The organism is Haloarchaeobius marinus (genome assembly GCF_051207415.1).
Classification (GTDB): domain Archaea; phylum Halobacteriota; class Halobacteria; order Halobacteriales; family Natrialbaceae; genus Haloarchaeobius.
Genome location: NZ_JBPKGD010000005.1, coordinates 328,505 through 342,277, shown reverse-complemented (window position 1 = coordinate 342,277; position 13,773 = coordinate 328,505). Strand labels below are relative to the sequence as shown.

17 protein-coding genes and 1 other RNA gene are annotated in these 13,773 nt (G+C 67.5%); 9 read left to right on the top strand and 9 right to left on the bottom strand.

All coding sequences use genetic code 11. The features are described 5' to 3' along the window. Nucleotides 1-158: 158 nt before the first annotated feature. A complete protein-coding gene (locus ACSC1W_RS18240; RefSeq protein ID WP_435349078.1) occupies nucleotides 159-494 on the bottom strand; it encodes a BsuPI-related putative proteinase inhibitor in 336 nt (111 codons plus the stop codon). Between the two features lie 85 nt (nucleotides 495-579). On the opposite strand from ACSC1W_RS18240, the gene ACSC1W_RS18235 reads away from it, so the two are divergent. Continuing rightward, nucleotides 580-1,239 carry a DUF8102 family protein gene (locus ACSC1W_RS18235; RefSeq protein ID WP_435349077.1) on the top strand — a complete coding sequence of 220 codons (660 nt, stop codon included), beginning with the start codon at nucleotides 580-582 and terminating at the stop codon, nucleotides 1,237-1,239. Here the strand turns inward: ACSC1W_RS18235 and ACSC1W_RS18230 are convergent, their stop codons facing one another. After that, nucleotides 1,240-3,762 carry an efflux RND transporter permease subunit gene (locus ACSC1W_RS18230; RefSeq protein ID WP_435349076.1) on the bottom strand — a complete coding sequence of 841 codons (2,523 nt, stop codon included), beginning with the start codon at nucleotides 3,760-3,762 and terminating at the stop codon, nucleotides 1,240-1,242. A gap of 159 nt (nucleotides 3,763-3,921) precedes the next feature. Here ACSC1W_RS18230 and ACSC1W_RS18225 point away from each other — a divergent pair, with 159 nt between their 5' ends. The 3 genes from ACSC1W_RS18225 (at nucleotide 3,922) to ACSC1W_RS18215 (ending at nucleotide 5,456) form a co-directional block, all read left to right on the top strand. Beyond that, nucleotides 3,922-4,680 carry a DUF2797 domain-containing protein gene (locus ACSC1W_RS18225; protein WP_435349074.1) on the top strand — a complete coding sequence of 253 codons (759 nt, stop codon included), beginning with the start codon at nucleotides 3,922-3,924 and terminating at the stop codon, nucleotides 4,678-4,680. 91 nt (nucleotides 4,681-4,771) lie between these two features. Next, nucleotides 4,772-5,143 carry a hypothetical protein gene (locus ACSC1W_RS18220; protein ID WP_435349073.1) on the top strand — a complete coding sequence of 124 codons (372 nt, stop codon included), beginning with the start codon at nucleotides 4,772-4,774 and terminating at the stop codon, nucleotides 5,141-5,143. Between the two features lie 61 nt (nucleotides 5,144-5,204). Next, on the top strand, nucleotides 5,205-5,456 hold the full coding sequence (locus tag ACSC1W_RS18215; RefSeq protein WP_435349072.1) for a hypothetical protein: 252 nt from the start codon (nucleotides 5,205-5,207) through the stop codon (nucleotides 5,454-5,456). Here ACSC1W_RS18215 and ACSC1W_RS18210 read toward each other — a convergent pair. Next, complete coding sequence (locus ACSC1W_RS18210; RefSeq protein WP_435349071.1) at nucleotides 5,438-6,538, bottom strand: glycosyltransferase; 1,101 nt, start codon at nucleotides 6,536-6,538, stop codon at nucleotides 5,438-5,440. The genes ACSC1W_RS18215 and ACSC1W_RS18210 overlap by 19 nt on opposite strands. Nucleotides 6,539-6,563: 25 nt before the next feature. Next, nucleotides 6,564-7,643, bottom strand: a complete 1,080-nt coding sequence (locus ACSC1W_RS18205; protein WP_435349070.1) for a glycosyltransferase family 4 protein — start codon at nucleotides 7,641-7,643, stop codon at nucleotides 6,564-6,566. Nucleotides 7,644-7,737: 94 nt separating this feature from the next. Between ACSC1W_RS18205 and ACSC1W_RS18200 the strand changes: the two genes are divergently transcribed. From ACSC1W_RS18200 to ACSC1W_RS18190, 3 genes are all read left to right on the top strand, one after another. Further along, nucleotides 7,738-8,013 (top strand): ribonuclease P protein component 4, encoded by a 276-nt coding sequence (locus ACSC1W_RS18200; protein WP_435349069.1) that lies wholly within the window; start codon nucleotides 7,738-7,740, stop codon nucleotides 8,011-8,013. 82 nt (nucleotides 8,014-8,095) lie between these two features. Next, nucleotides 8,096-8,341, top strand: a complete 246-nt coding sequence (locus ACSC1W_RS18195) for a YhbY family RNA-binding protein (protein ID WP_435349067.1) — start codon at nucleotides 8,096-8,098, stop codon at nucleotides 8,339-8,341. Next, nucleotides 8,341-9,249 (top strand): mechanosensitive ion channel family protein, encoded by a 909-nt coding sequence (locus tag ACSC1W_RS18190; RefSeq protein WP_435349066.1) that lies wholly within the window; start codon nucleotides 8,341-8,343, stop codon nucleotides 9,247-9,249. The genes ACSC1W_RS18195 and ACSC1W_RS18190 overlap by 1 nt, the downstream gene beginning before the upstream one ends. A gap of 69 nt (nucleotides 9,250-9,318) precedes the next feature. Here the strand turns inward: ACSC1W_RS18190 and ffs are convergent. After that, an RNA gene (ffs, locus tag ACSC1W_RS18185) (signal recognition particle sRNA) lies at nucleotides 9,319-9,629 on the bottom strand. 61 nt (nucleotides 9,630-9,690) lie between these two features. Continuing rightward, a complete protein-coding gene (locus tag ACSC1W_RS18180; RefSeq protein ID WP_435349064.1) occupies nucleotides 9,691-10,116 on the bottom strand; it encodes a DUF7548 family protein in 426 nt (141 codons plus the stop codon). Nucleotides 10,117-10,201: 85 nt separating this feature from the next. On the opposite strand from ACSC1W_RS18180, the gene ACSC1W_RS18175 reads away from it, so the two are divergent. Continuing rightward, nucleotides 10,202-10,576 carry a DUF5798 family protein gene (locus ACSC1W_RS18175; protein ID WP_435349062.1) on the top strand — a complete coding sequence of 125 codons (375 nt, stop codon included), beginning with the start codon at nucleotides 10,202-10,204 and terminating at the stop codon, nucleotides 10,574-10,576. A 73-nt stretch (nucleotides 10,577-10,649) separates the two neighbouring features. Continuing rightward, nucleotides 10,650-11,630 (top strand): PLP-dependent cysteine synthase family protein, encoded by a 981-nt coding sequence (locus tag ACSC1W_RS18170; RefSeq protein WP_435349061.1) that lies wholly within the window; start codon nucleotides 10,650-10,652, stop codon nucleotides 11,628-11,630. 1 nt (nucleotide 11,631) lies between these two features. Here the strand turns inward: ACSC1W_RS18170 and ACSC1W_RS18165 are convergent, their stop codons facing one another. From ACSC1W_RS18165 to ACSC1W_RS18155, 3 genes are all read right to left on the bottom strand, one after another. Next, a complete protein-coding gene (locus tag ACSC1W_RS18165) occupies nucleotides 11,632-12,042 on the bottom strand; it encodes a CoA-binding protein (protein ID WP_435349060.1) in 411 nt (136 codons plus the stop codon). 80 nt (nucleotides 12,043-12,122) lie between these two features. Beyond that, nucleotides 12,123-12,755 (bottom strand): RAD55 family ATPase, encoded by a 633-nt coding sequence (locus tag ACSC1W_RS18160; RefSeq protein ID WP_435349059.1) that lies wholly within the window; start codon nucleotides 12,753-12,755, stop codon nucleotides 12,123-12,125. Nucleotides 12,756-12,892: 137 nt separating this feature from the next. Next, nucleotides 12,893-13,753 carry a geranylgeranylglycerol-phosphate geranylgeranyltransferase gene (locus ACSC1W_RS18155; RefSeq protein WP_435349058.1) on the bottom strand — a complete coding sequence of 287 codons (861 nt, stop codon included), beginning with the start codon at nucleotides 13,751-13,753 and terminating at the stop codon, nucleotides 12,893-12,895. Between the last annotated feature and the right edge of the window lie 20 nt (nucleotides 13,754-13,773).

The window sequence follows — 13,773 nt, the reverse complement described above, 5'->3', positions numbered from 1 at the left end:
TCGCCAGCGTGTCAGCACGTACTGGAGTGCGCGAGCCTCTGGGAGCGCTGATTCGCCGCCTCCATTCATACTTCGGCAGTCAGTTATCGGGGAGCGGTGGCTTCGGTCGGTCCCGCCCCACTCTCCACGCGTCTCTTCGAAACCGAGTAGCGACGGCGTTAGACGGAGAACTCGGCGCTGGCGTCGCAGTCGACGTCGGTCGCTTCGAGGAACGCCGTCGCGGTGTAACTGCCCGGTTCGGGGTCGGTCCACCGGCAGCGGTACGTCGTCGACGCCCCGGGTTCGAGGGACTCCGACTGGAGCATCTGTGCGAACATCCGACCCTCTCCGTAGCGCCAGATCTCGGTGTCGCCGTCGGAGACGACGACCACGTCGTGCGTCTGTGCGTCCGAGAACTGGAGGTCCACTGGCTCGGTGCCGTCGTTGGTGACGGTGAACGCGAACGCGATCTCGTCGTCCGACTCGTCGACGTCGAGGTGCCCGGAAAGTGACATGTAGTGTAGTTCCGGCGGCGACGACATAGGCTTTCCTCCGAGTCGCCACGGTTATAGCCGGCGTTCGCATAATCGGAAGTTGATTATGGAGTTCGACCCGGACAGACCGCGTGGCCTGCTCTCGCGCGCGGACCGAGAGTACCTCCTGGGCATGCGGGAGATGGACCACGAGCAGTCGAAACGGAACGCGGAGGCGCGAATCAGGAACCGGGTGACGGAGGGCATCACCGACTTCTACCTGCTGATACGGAACCTGGAGCGCAAGGACCGCCGCCAGATATTCGAGAAGGGGATGGACGACCCCACGTTCCGGTACGGACTCATCGGGATGACGACGTTCACCTACATGGGGATGAAAGAGACCGGGATGGACTTCGCACACGTCCTCGAACCCGGCGTCACGCGCGCGGAGGAGGCCTACGCGGCCGAGGGATTCGACAGCACCGTCGACGTGGACGTGACGTTCGAGGTCGACGTATCGATGGAGGCGACGCTGGACTCGGTCGCGGAGCGACTGCGTGCCGGGGAGCCACTGGCACCGGACGAGTTCCTCTCGGTGATGGGCGGCGACGAGGACGTACTGGAGTCCGTCGAGGCGGTGACACTCGACCTGAAGGAGGGAAGCGTCGGCATGGACGACGAGGAGTTCGTCGAACGGGTCGCCGGGTTCCTCGACGGGGCGGTGACGTGGGAGAGCGAGGACCGGGCGACGGTCACGGTCGGGGAGGACGTCGGGTCGACGTAGTCAGTTCGGGACGACCCGACCCCAGAGTACGAGGATGCTGGGGAGGACGAGGACGGCGCCGACGAACGCGAAGACGATGGCGACGCCGATGACGATGCCGAAGCGCTGGAGCGAGGGCACGATGGCGAGTGCGAGCGTCGAGAACCCGGCCGTAGTGGTGACGGCACTCCCGAGCAGGGCACCGCCGGTCCCGTCGACGGTGGCGGTGAGGGCCGCCTCCACGTCGCCGAGGCGGTCGAGTTCGTCGGTGAAGCGCTCGGACATGTGGATGCTGTAGTCGACCCCGAGTCCGATGCCGAGGCTGGTGATGAGCGCGGTCTGTGAGTTGAACGGGATCTTCGCGAGATACATCGCCCCGAGGACCCAGGCGAGCGACAGCACGACGGGGACGATGGTGACCGCGCCGAGACTCGCGTACCCGGCGAGCAGGCGGTAGCCGGCGACGAGGATGGCGAGCACCGCCAGCACGGTGACGGCGAGGGTGACGACGACGGTCTCGAGCAGGTCGTCCTGTACGATAGCGGTCAGGACGGGTTGGCCGGTGGCCGTCGCGGTGAGGCCGTCGCCCTGCGCGGGGACGACGGCGGCCTGCATCTCGTCGCGAACGGTCGGGACGGCCGCGCCGCCGCGGATGGCGACCTGCATCCGGAGTGCGACGTAGTCGCCGTCGTCGGTCCGCTGGACGACCCGGTGGGCCAGGTCGGGGGCCGCCCGGTACAGGCCGTCGTAGACTGCGGTGAGGTTCCGGTCTGGGACGCCGTCGCCGTCGGCGTCCGCGTCGGCGACGGTGCGGGCGAACGTCTCGTTCCGGGCGGCGACGGTCCGGATGGTCGACAGGGGCCCGAGGATACGTGGGTCACCGTCCGCGAGCGTGATGACCGTCGCGCTGTCGGCGGCCCGGTCGCGGACGGCGGCAACGCGGGTCAACGTGTCCGGGGCCGTCACGTTCCCCTCGACGAGCAACTCGGCCTGTGAGGTGCTGCGCTGCTGGAGGAAGTTGTCGTTGAGGTACGCGGCGTTCTGGCGGATGGAGTACTCGCCGGGAGCGAACGGTTCGGGGAGTTCGGTCATCCACGCCGGCGGTTGCTCGGTGAGGAAGTCGCTCCGGTCGAAACTGGTGTCGACCTGGGCGCCGCCGTAGGCACCGGCCGCGCTGAGCAGGAGGGCGACGACGATGACGGCGGCCGGTGCCCGCTTCGCCCCGGCGGTCCCGACCGCGAGCAACCGCCCGATGCCGGTGGTGTCGCCGCCGAACGGTGTGGCCCGGCGGTCGACGCCGAGGCGTTCGAGCAGGGCGTCGACCTCGACCTTGAGGGCGGGGACGAGCGCACCGAAGACGGCGAGCGTGCTGACGATGCCGGCGGCGCTGACCAGTCCGAAGTCCTGCAACGGCGGGAGGGGACTGGTGAGGTTCGAGAGGAAGCCGATGGACGTCGTGGCGGTCACCCAGACGAGGGCGACGCCGACGCCACCGAGTGCGACCCGCATCGCGTCTCGGACGCCGGGGTCGTCGTCGCCGTCGCGGATCTCCCGGTGGCGCATGAACACGTGGATGGCGTAGTCGATGGCCAGGCCGATGAGCAGGATGGGCACGGCCATGAGGATGGTGTTGAACTCGATTCCGACCCAGCCCATGAATCCCTGCATCCAGACGAGGACGAACCCGATGCCGAGCGTGCTGAGCACGATGTCGACCACGTCGCGGTACGCGACGACGAGCGTCAGGACGACGAGCAAGAGCGCGACCGGCCCGATGATGGTGAAGCTATCGCCGATGGACCGCCCCGTCTCGTCCTGGACGATGCCGACGCCGAAGACGAACGCGTCGTCGCCGAACGACTCGGCGGCGAGGTCCTGCATGGTCAACTGGGCGTCGAGCACGTCTTCGGGGACCTCGTTCGCGGTCACCTCGCCGTCTGCACGCTGGAAGGCGACGACGACGGTGGCGTTCGCACTCGTCGACCCGGGTTCGTAGTCGGTCGGCATGAGCGTGAGCGGGTCCTGACCGTCGCCAGCGTCGGTGTCGGGGGCGAGTACCTGCTGGACGAGCGACTCGACCTCGTCCTCGGACAGTGACTGGAGCGCGTCGACCTGGGCGCTGCGGTCCGGCGGCGGTCCACCGGGGCTTCCCGCCCGTGCTCGCTCTCGCTGGACCGCCGCGATGGCGACTGCGTTGGCGACGCTGACGGTCCCCGGTTCGTCCGCGATGGTCGCGGCGACCGTCTCGTTCGTGGCGAGCGTTCGCTGGAACTCGATGATCCGGACGAGCGACTCCTTCGTGAGGACGTTCTCCCCCCGGACGACCACCTGGACGGTCGTCAGGTTCGCGTCGCTCGTGCTGAAGTTCGCCGAGACGTAGTCGAGTTTCTCGGCGGCGGTCGTCTCCGTCTGGAAGTCGCCGGTCGAGGACGTCATCTCCACGTCGCCGGCGGCGCTGCCGACGACGGCCGTGGCGACGAGCAACACGAGAATCACGAGTTTACTCCGCGAGACGATGGCGTCGGCGGCCCTGTCACCGTTCACGGGCGCCACCTCCAGTTCGAAGCGGTTGGTAGAGTCACAGGTTCAGGTGCCGAGCAGACGTAGAAAGCAGTTACGATAAACGAACTACAGTATAATCCAAAACCGATTATTCGGGGGGCGAACGACACGACTTTAGCCCGAACGGCGCTAGACGTTCCCGTGCAAGTCGTCGGTTACGAGACGGAGCGGCCCGGGCGCGACGCGGCGCTGGTACTGGCTAGCGACGGTTCGGTTACCCGCGAGACGTTGACGCCGGGTGCCGACCTCTCGTTCTCGCTCGGCGACCGCTGGTGCGCCGGGACCGTCGCGGACGGAGACCACGTCGCCTGCGACCGCGAGCAGACCCCCTACTGCGACCAGCACGCCAGTACGTGGGTGTGTGCCCGCTGTACCGGTACCTGTCTCAAGCCGGAGATGGACTGCTTCGAGGAACACGCGGTCTACCTGGCGGCGTTCGCCCCGGACGCGTTCAAGGTCGGGGTCACGAAGGCCTGGCGACTGGAGACCCGCCTCCGCGAACAGGGGGCAGACAGGGCCGCCCACGTCCACACCGTCTCCAACGGGCGCATCGCCCGCGAACTCGAGGCGGGCTACACCGACCTGGTCACCGACCGCGTGCGCGTGCCGACGAAGATAGCGGGCCTGGCCGATACCGTCGACGAACGCGCGTGGCAGGGCCTCCTCGACGAATTCGACGTCATCGAGACCTTCGACTTCGACTACGGCCTGGACCTCGACGTCAGGCCGGTCGCCGAACCCATCCTCACCGGAACGGTCGTGGGTACGAAAGGCCGGATTCTGGTCGTTGCGACCGGCGGGACGACCTACGCTGTCGACGTCCGCGACCTCGTCGGCTACGGCGTGACGCGGGAGACGAGCGACCGGCGCGTCCAGTCGAGTCTGGGGTCGTTCTCGTAGCCGGCGGTCGGCGTCGAACGGGCGAGCACGCGACGACGTCCTGTGCCCCCGGGAGAAAAACCCTTTTCGGGCCGGAGGCAGAAGCGGAGGTATGGCAAACGACGAAGATACCGCAGAAGACGCACCGGAGGAGGACGAGGAGGAGAAATCGTTCCGGGAGCGAGTCGAGGAGATCAGGGAACGACGCGAGGAGGAGTCCGACGAGGACCGCCGCGAACGAATGGAAGAGATGATGGGCGGCGGTGGCGCCCCCGGCGGCATGGGAGGCGGCGGCGGGAACCCGTTCGCCCAGATGATGGGTGGCATGATGGGCGGCGGTGGCGCCCCCGGCGGCATGGGCGGCCCCGACCGCGGCGGCAGCGACAACGAGGAACTCGTCCGCGAGGTCCGCCAGCTGCGCGACGAGATGCGCGACCAGACGCGTGCGCTGAAGCGTATCGCGGACGCCCTGGAAGACGACTGACGGTCCCCGGACGTTCGAACCCGACACTTTTTTGATGGGTGAGTCTACTACCGAGAGACGAATGTCGCTCTCTGCCGTCGCACTGTACGTGCTGGCGAGAGAACTCCCGGAGTCACACACGAAGGCGTTGCTCTCGTTCGTCCCGGTCTTCCTGGCCGGAGTGGTGCTCCGTGTGGTGGCGACCGACCCGGCAGTAGAGACCACCGGCCTCGTCGTCGCGTCGCTGGCCGTCCTCGGCGTGGTGGCTGTCGTCTCCGACGGCCTCAGGAAGCGCTACTCGTTCGACCCGACGAGTTACGATACATCGTCGTAGACCGACTCGAGGCGGTCGATGGCGTGGTCGATGCTGACCCTGTCGCGCCGGTCGAGACAGTTCTCGGAGAGTCGGTCACGTTCCTCGAGTGCGCGCTCTATCGATGCCCGGAACCCGTCCACGTCGCCCCGGTCGAAGTGATATCCCGTGACGCCATCGTCCACGGTCTCGGCGAGGGCACCGGCGTCGACGCCGACGACTGGCGTGCCACAGGCGTTGGCCTCCAGCGCGACGAGTCCCTGCGTCTCGACGGGTGACGGGAAGGCGAACACGTCGAGCGCGGAGTAGAAGGCGGGCAGTTCCTCGCGGTCGAGGAACCCGAGGAAGCGCACGTCGGCGTCCGACGCCCGGGCGTGGTCCGCCAGGTCGTCCCGGGCAGGACCGTCGCCGCCGAAGACGACGGTGACGTCCAGTCCCTCGGCGGCGTCCACGACGTCTCGCAGTCGCTTCTCGTAGCCGTGGCGTCCGGTGTAGCCGACGAGGGTCCCGTGGAGGTCGTGGCGCTCGCGGAACGCCGACGCGTCCACCGGCCTGAACTGCTCGACGTCGATGCCGTTCGAGACGACGCGGACGGGCGTGCTCACGCCGACCTCGTCGACCAGGTGCTGTCTGGTCGGTTCCGACGGCGTGATTACCACGTCGGCCTGGTTGTAGAACCAGCGCTCGTAGTGCTTGCTGAGGCGCTGGATACCGAAGGCGAGTCGCTTCGATGGGGAGACGTACTCCGCGTACTCGGCCGAGGGCGTGTGGTACGAGGCGACCAGCGGCGTGTCCCGTGACCGGGCGAGGCGGAGGCTGGCGAGGCCGAGGCCGAACGCGGTGTGTGCGTGGATGATGTCGGCCGACTGGACCTCGCGGGGAATCTGTGGCGCGCCGATGCGAAAGCCCTCGTAGAACGGGAACGCGACGGACCGGACCGGGTGCTCGCTGGCCTCGGGGGCGTGCTCGTCCGACGCCGGGTACACCACGTCCATCCACCCGCCGTTGCGGTTCCAGCGGTCGCGCCAGGATTTGATGGTGTAGGTTACGCCGTTTACCGTCGGAAGATAGGTGTCGGTAAACGCGGCAACCTGTCGATTCATTATCGGTCGATTGCTCGTTACGGACTTAAAATGAGTGACTTCCGTCGCCGTCGACCAGCGCCCGGTAGGTCGCCGCCAGTTCGGCACCGATGGCGTCGAGACTGTGTTCCTCGGCCGTCTCGCGGGCGTTCTCGCCGAGGCGTTCGCGCAGGTCGGGGTCGGACGCGAGGCGTTCGATGGCGTCCTCGAACTCGTCGAAGGAGTCACAGATGAGGCAGTCGTGGCCGTCTTCGAAGTACTCCCGGAAGACGGGGATGTCACGGAGGACGCAGGCCTTCCCGCAGGCCATGGCCTCCAGCACGACGAGGCCCTGGTTCTCGACCTTCGCAGGGAAGCAGAAGACGTCGCCGGCACCGTAGGCCATCCGCTTGTCGTCGACCCACCCGGTGAAGGTGACGTTCTCCGGCGGGTTCCGGGTCCACCGCCGAACGGTCTTCGAGGCGGTCGGTCCCTCCTCGTACGTCCCGAACCAGGCGAAGTCGTAGTCGGTGGCCTGTGCGAGTTCGCAGAACGTCGTGAGTCCCTTGCGCTCGAACACGTTGCCGACTGCGAACACGACCGTCCCGTCGAGGTCGTACTCTTCGCGAGCGTCGTCGCGGAACCGTTCGAACCCCTCGAGCGGCGTCAGGTCGAGTCCGTTCGAGATGGGCTTGATGGGTGCGTCGACCGGGTACGACTCGAGGACGCCCCTGGTGTACTCCGAGGGACAGAGCACGAGGTCGGCCTGCGAGTAGAAGTGCTTGAGGTAGACGCCGAGGGCGGGCGCGACGGCGTTCGAGAACCGGAAGGAGTCGCGGAAGTCCTCCCTCGTGACGTGGGTGTGGAGCACCAGCGGCACGTCGTTGCGCTTCGCGTGGCGGGCGACGGCGAGCGACACCGGCCCGGCCATGTTCAGGTGCGCGAGGTCGTAGTCGGCGAACAGGCTCGCTCCGGACGTCAGCGAGGCGAACGCGGCGTCGGGAAACGACCCGTCGGTCCACGGCGACGTGAGCACGTCCACGTCGGGGGCAGCCCGGGCCAGTGCCTCGCGTTGCTGGTCGGCCGCCGTCCCCATTCCGCTTCGCTCCAGCTGGGATTCCAGTTCGAGGTGGTTCAGGACTCGCACTGTCCCGTCGGAGACGCGACGACAGAAAATAGGTTTCGACTCTGTGCGGCGACGAACGGTAGCCCTTTGCCGGTCCGCCGGTAACTCCCGCCAGATGAGCGTCGCGGCTGAACGCATCGACCGACTCGACGAACTCGCCCGCGAGGCGGCCAGGGCCGGCGACGACGACCGCGCCCGGCACTACGTCCGGCTCGCGAGACGCATCGCCGAGCGAAACCGGCTCCCGCTCCCCCGTCGGTTCAAGCGGTTCACCTGCGACGCCTGCGACGCCTACCTCGTCCCCGGGAAGAACGCCCGCGTCCGGTTGCAGGACGGCCACGTCGTCGTCACGTGCGACTGCGGCGCGCAGGCACGGTACCCGTACCGGTAACGAGTCTTGGGTGCCGAAGCCCCCGGTTTCGCCGTCGTTTGGAGGAACATTGAAACGACTGCGGTGACAATCGCGGGTACGTATGAACCGAGAGGACCTTCGAAAGCAGGCACACGACCTGGACGTGACCGTATGGGTCGGGAAAGGCGGCGTCGAAGCCGTCGCGTCGGAACTCGCCGACCAGCTGGGGTCGAACGAACTCGTGAAGGTGAAGTTCCTCCGTGCGGCCCGTGGCGGCACCTCGACGGAGGTCCTCGCCGAAGAACTCGCCGACCGCGTCGACGCAGAACTGGTCGAGACGCGGGGGAACACCGCAGTCTATCACTGATGTACGGGCCACTGGTCGTCCTCCAGGGTGAACCATCGGGCATCGAGGAGTGGCTCATCGACCTCGGTATCCCCCCGGACTTTACGGGTCTGGTTTCGCAGGTGGCGAAGTTCGTCGTCGCGCTGCTGGTCGTCTACTTCCTCGGTCGAATCGTCGTCATCCCGCTCGCCGACCGCGTGATGGACCGACGGGGGCTCGACCGCCACGCGAAGCTTCCCATCCGGAAGCTGTTGCACTTCATCGTCTTCTTCGTCGCCGTCGGCGTCGCCTTCGGCTTCGCCGAGTTCGGCAACTTCCTGACGGCGCTCGCGACCATCGGCGCGGCCGCGACGCTCGCCATCGGGTTCGCCATGCAGGACGTAATCGGCAACTTCGTGGCCGGCGTGTTCATCTTCACCGACAGGCCCTTCCGGATCGGCGACTGGATCGAGTGGGACGGTCACGCGGGTATCGTCGAGGACATCAGCCTCCGCGTGACGCGGGTACGTACGTTCGACAACGAACTGCTGACGGTCCCGAACTCCCAGTTGGCCAATAGCGTCATCAAGAACCCGGTCGCCAAGGACACCCTGCGACTGCAGTTCCTCTTCGGCATCGGCTACGACGACGACATCGACGAGGCGACCGACATCATCGTCGAGGAGGCCCAGCGCCACCCGGACGTCCTCGACGACCCGGAACCGACGGTCCGGTTGACCGAACTCGGTGACTCCTCGGTCGGGTTGACCTCGCGCATCTGGATCGCTGACCCGGCGCGCTCTGACTTCGTGAAGACCCGCGCCGAGTACGTCCAGGCGGTCAAGGAACGGTTCGACGAGGCGGGAATCGACATCCCCTATCCGAACCGCACCATCGGAGGTGCACTCGACGTCGGTCAACTCTCGGCGGTCGCCGAGGCCGACGACTGAGTCGCCGACCGGATTCCCTCGCTGCCGACTCGACCGTACCAGCGGCTCTCTGGTTCTGATGCGATATGAATGTGGACCCCGAGATTGCCCGGCGTTCGCGGCCGGGGAATCCCGGTGGCCTCCTCCACCCCGCGACCCATCGAGCGACGGGTGTCCGACGGTGGGCTGCTCACTTCCGTGCCTGACCCGATGCCGTCGATTGACGACAGGCGGCCGCCCCTGCGGGCGACGCCCGTCGACCGCCGTCCCCGACGGACGAGGCTTCTCTGTCGGCTCCCGGGGCCCGGTCGCGTCTGACCGGACGCCCTCGGGCTTCGGTCCCCGCTGAAGACCATACTGCGGGTTGTGAGCAGGGCCTAACTGCCCGACCTAGTCCACTCCTTCGTACCCGCTTGGCTCTTAAGGACTTTTCGACTCGGAAACCGAAAGGCGGCGTCGGTCTCAGGCGCGGAGAACGCCGAGTACGTCCGCGTACCAGACGCTCGCACCCACGAGCACCAGCGCGACGGCGGTCACGACCCAGCGATGATAGGCCAGCCAGGACTCCGTCCCCATGCTCGAGACGACCCCACCGTCGACGGCCGTGGCCCAGAGCAACGTGAGCAACGCGAGGACCGCCCCCAGTACGACTGCGACGCCGGCGGCGAGGTCCGGTTCGGTGCGCCCCGCCCGCCCGGCCGCGAGGACGATCACCGCGACGAGGGCGAACAGGGTCAGGTAGGGCGGCCCAACCAGCCCGAATCCGTAGTACGTCGCGAGCGCCTGTACGGCCGCCGACGACAGCGCGACGTACGGCACGAGCACGGCGGCGACGAACGCGAGCGCGGCGGCGATACCGACTGTGGGCGGCGTTCGGACGTCGACCATACCCCTACTCTTCGACGCTGTCGCTTAAGCCCGACGAAGGGCGCGAGGCGGAACGCACAACACCACGGGGCCCACATGGGCGCACATGGGACTCGGTTCGACAGCGAAGACGATACAGACGCTCGCCGACCGCGCGGAACAGCTGTACGCACAACTGATGGACGTCCGCGAACGACTCTCCAGAATCGAGGACGACATCGAGGCGACGAGCGACCGCGTCATCGACGTGGAACGCGAACTGGAGGAACAGCGGGTCGTCCTCGAAGCGCTCGCCGAGGACGCGGGCCTCGACCCCGACAGGCTCATCGCCGAGAGCACCATCGTCGACGCGGAAGACGCCGCCGACTCGGCCGCCGACGCGGGCGAGACCCACGACGCGAGCGAGACCGACGTCGAGGACGTCGACTCGACGACGGACGCCGACGAAGAGGACGACACTCCGGCGGCGACGAACGAGTGACCGTCCGACCCCCCGGCCGTCTGGCGACGACGAGTGGCAACACCTATCGGGAGGCGGCAACAATTGCCCGGCAATGACGACGCACGAACGGCCGCTGGAGTCGGTCCTCGACACCGTCGGACGGACGCCACTGGTCGAGGTACAGGCGGCTCCCGACGAGGTGCCGGTGTACGCGAAACTGGAGTCGTTCAACCCCGGTGCGAGCGTGAAAGACCGCATCGGGAAGTACATGCTCGAAGTGATGCTCGACCGGGGCGACCTCTCGCCCGGCGGCACCGTCATCGAACCGACGGCGGGTAACACGGGCATCGGGTTCGCGGTCGCCGCCGGGCAACTCGGCGTCGAGGCCGTGTTCGTGGTCCCCGAACGGTTCTCCGTCGAGAAACAGCAGTTGATGCGAGCGCTGGGCGCGGAGGTCATCAACACGCCGACGGAGGACGGGATGGGCGGAGCCATCGAACGGGCGCACGAACTGGCGGACGAACTCGACGACGCCGTCGTCCCACAGCAGTTCTCGAACCCGCTCAACACCGAGGCGCACTACGAGACGACCGCCCCGGAGATATACGACGCCCTCGACGGCCAGGTCGGTGGCGTCGTCGCCGGCTGTGGCACCGCCGGGACGCTCATGGGCATCGCGAAGTACCTCCGCGAGCGCGACCCCGACACCTACGTCGCCGCCGTCGAACCCGAGGGGTCGCTCTACAGCGAGTTCACGGGCGCACACCCGGTCGAGGCCGAGTACAAGATAGAGGGCATCGGCACCCACGACATCGACACCAACGAGTTGTTCGACCCCTCGCTCGTCGACGACGTCGTCCAGGTCGCCGACAGGGCCGCCCACGCCGAGGTGAGCAGGCTCGCGGCCGAGGAGAGCCAACTGGTCGCCTCGTCTGCCGCCGCGGCCAGCATCGCGGCCTGTGGCGTCGCGGAACGGATCGCGACCGGCGAGATAGACGCACCGTACGACTCCGTCGTCACCGTGTTCCCCGACTCCTCCGAGCGCTACCTCTCGAAGGGCATCTATCGCTCGTTCGAGGAGTGGGAGGGCTGAGTCAGCCGAAGAGGCGGGCGTGTTCGACTTTGATGCACTTGTTCTGGACGACCCGTAGCCCCGCGGCCTCGGCTCTCGCCGCCGCCTCGTCGTCGCGGATGCCGAGTTGCGTCCAGACCACCTTCACGTCGTCGCGTTCCATGGCGGCGTCGACGATTCCGTCGACCTCGTCGGAGGGTCTGAACACGTTGACGACGTCGACCTCCACGTCGACGTCCCCGAGCGTGTCGTAGGACGGGGCGCCGAGTACCTCGTCCGCGAACGGGTTGACGGGGACGACCTCGTACCCGTGGTTCTGGAGGTACTTCGGGATCTCGTGGGCCGCCTTCCCGGGCGTGGTCGAGCAACCGACGACTGCGATGGTGTCGAAGTCGAGGATCTCGCGGAGTTCGTCGTCAGTTTCGACTGGCATATCTGGACGCACGGAAGCCAGCGCGAAAAGGCTACCCCGTCGATGTGGCACGCGTACAGTCCCCGATGGACGTGTGGGCGTCACCGGGTCGAGATTCCGGTCGTGTCCAGTTTCGGTCCGTCGCCCTCCGTCTCGGTGACCTCGACGACGGCGTCGAACAACTGTCGCAGCGTGTTCAGCGTCTGTTCGTCGTGTGCCGTCGAGTCGATGACGTAGACGCCGAGGCCGTCTGCCGACTGCACGCGGCCGGTGAACACGTGCAGGAACCGGAACACTGTCTGGAGGTCGGAGTACAGGAGGAGCGTCGACACCGAGTGGAGCAGGACCCGGTTCCTCTCGTGTCCGCGACCCTCGGAGAACTCCTCGAGGAACTCCGAGAGCGTGACGCCGATGTCGGTCACGTCGACCGGCGACGAGGCGTACTTGACGTGAGCGTCGTCAGTGACCTCGCCGACGCCGCGGTTGCTGCTGACGCAGTCGACGACGCCGACGTCGACCGGGTCCACGCCGTCGAGTCGCGTAGAGAACTCGTCGAGCATCTTCTCGGCGCTGTCCTCGGCCGTCACCACTATCGACCCCTCGCCCCGTTCGGCGCCGCTGGCCAGGAAGTCGAGTGCGACCCGTCGGTTCGCCGACAGCGAGCCCCCGGCTATCAGCACGTTCGTCCCGGGGGCGAGTTCCGCGTCCGGAAGCACGTCAGTGAGTTCGTACATCTGGTGGCCTCGTCACCGAAACTCCGAACGGGAATCTGGTACTGTCGCCACTCATTCGCTCGTGTGGTAGAACGATGCGGCAACCCGGGTATATCACTTTTGATTACTGCGACCCCCGCGATTCTTGCGGTTGGCGCTCAGACGCCGAGGACGATGGCAGCACGCCCGACGATGAACGCCGCCGCCGCCAGGAACATCCCGTACTTCAGGGTCGACTGGCTCGCCGTCGCGTCCTCGAACCCCACGTAGGCCGCGTGGAGCATGACCACGTCGGCGGGAACGACGGCGACGAGGTAGACGACGCCGAACGTCCCGACGAAGTAGGGGACCGGGCTGGCGAGGACGGCGAGCACGAGCGCACCCGCGGCGACGGCGAGCGCGCGTCGGTCGCCGATGACCACCGGGAGCGTCCGGAGTCCCTCCTCCCGGTCGCCGTCGACGTCCTCTACGTCCTTGATTATCTCCCTGCTGACGGTCGAGAGCGCCGCGAGCGCGAACAGCGTCACCGACGCCTCGACGTTGCCCACGGCGGCCCCGCCGAACAGGAACGTGCTCCCGCCGAGGTAGGCCACGAGGAGGTTCCCAAACCCCGGCGTCCCCTTGAAGAACTGCGTGTAGACGAGGAGTGCGAGCAGGTTGAACAGGGCGATGCCGAGGGCGAGGGCTGGAAGCACGAGCGCCGTCGCACCCGCGGCGAGGAAGAGGACGATGCTGAACGCGAGCGCACCCCGGGGACTCACCGCCCCTCGTGGAATCGCCCGGTCGGGGTCGTTGATGCGGTCGACGTCGCGGTCGAAGTAGTCGTTGATGGCGTTCCCACCGCCCGCCGCGAACACCGTGGCGGCGACCGCCGCCCCCGCCTGGAGACCGGGGTCGGCGTCGAAGACGGCCACCCCGACGGCGACGAACGCCCCGATGAACGTCAACACGCCAGCGACGAGCGCGTTGACCGGGCGCGTGAGTTCCAGCAGTCCGCTCACGCGGTCGCTGAGAGTCATACTTCCTCCTGCCTCGGGGG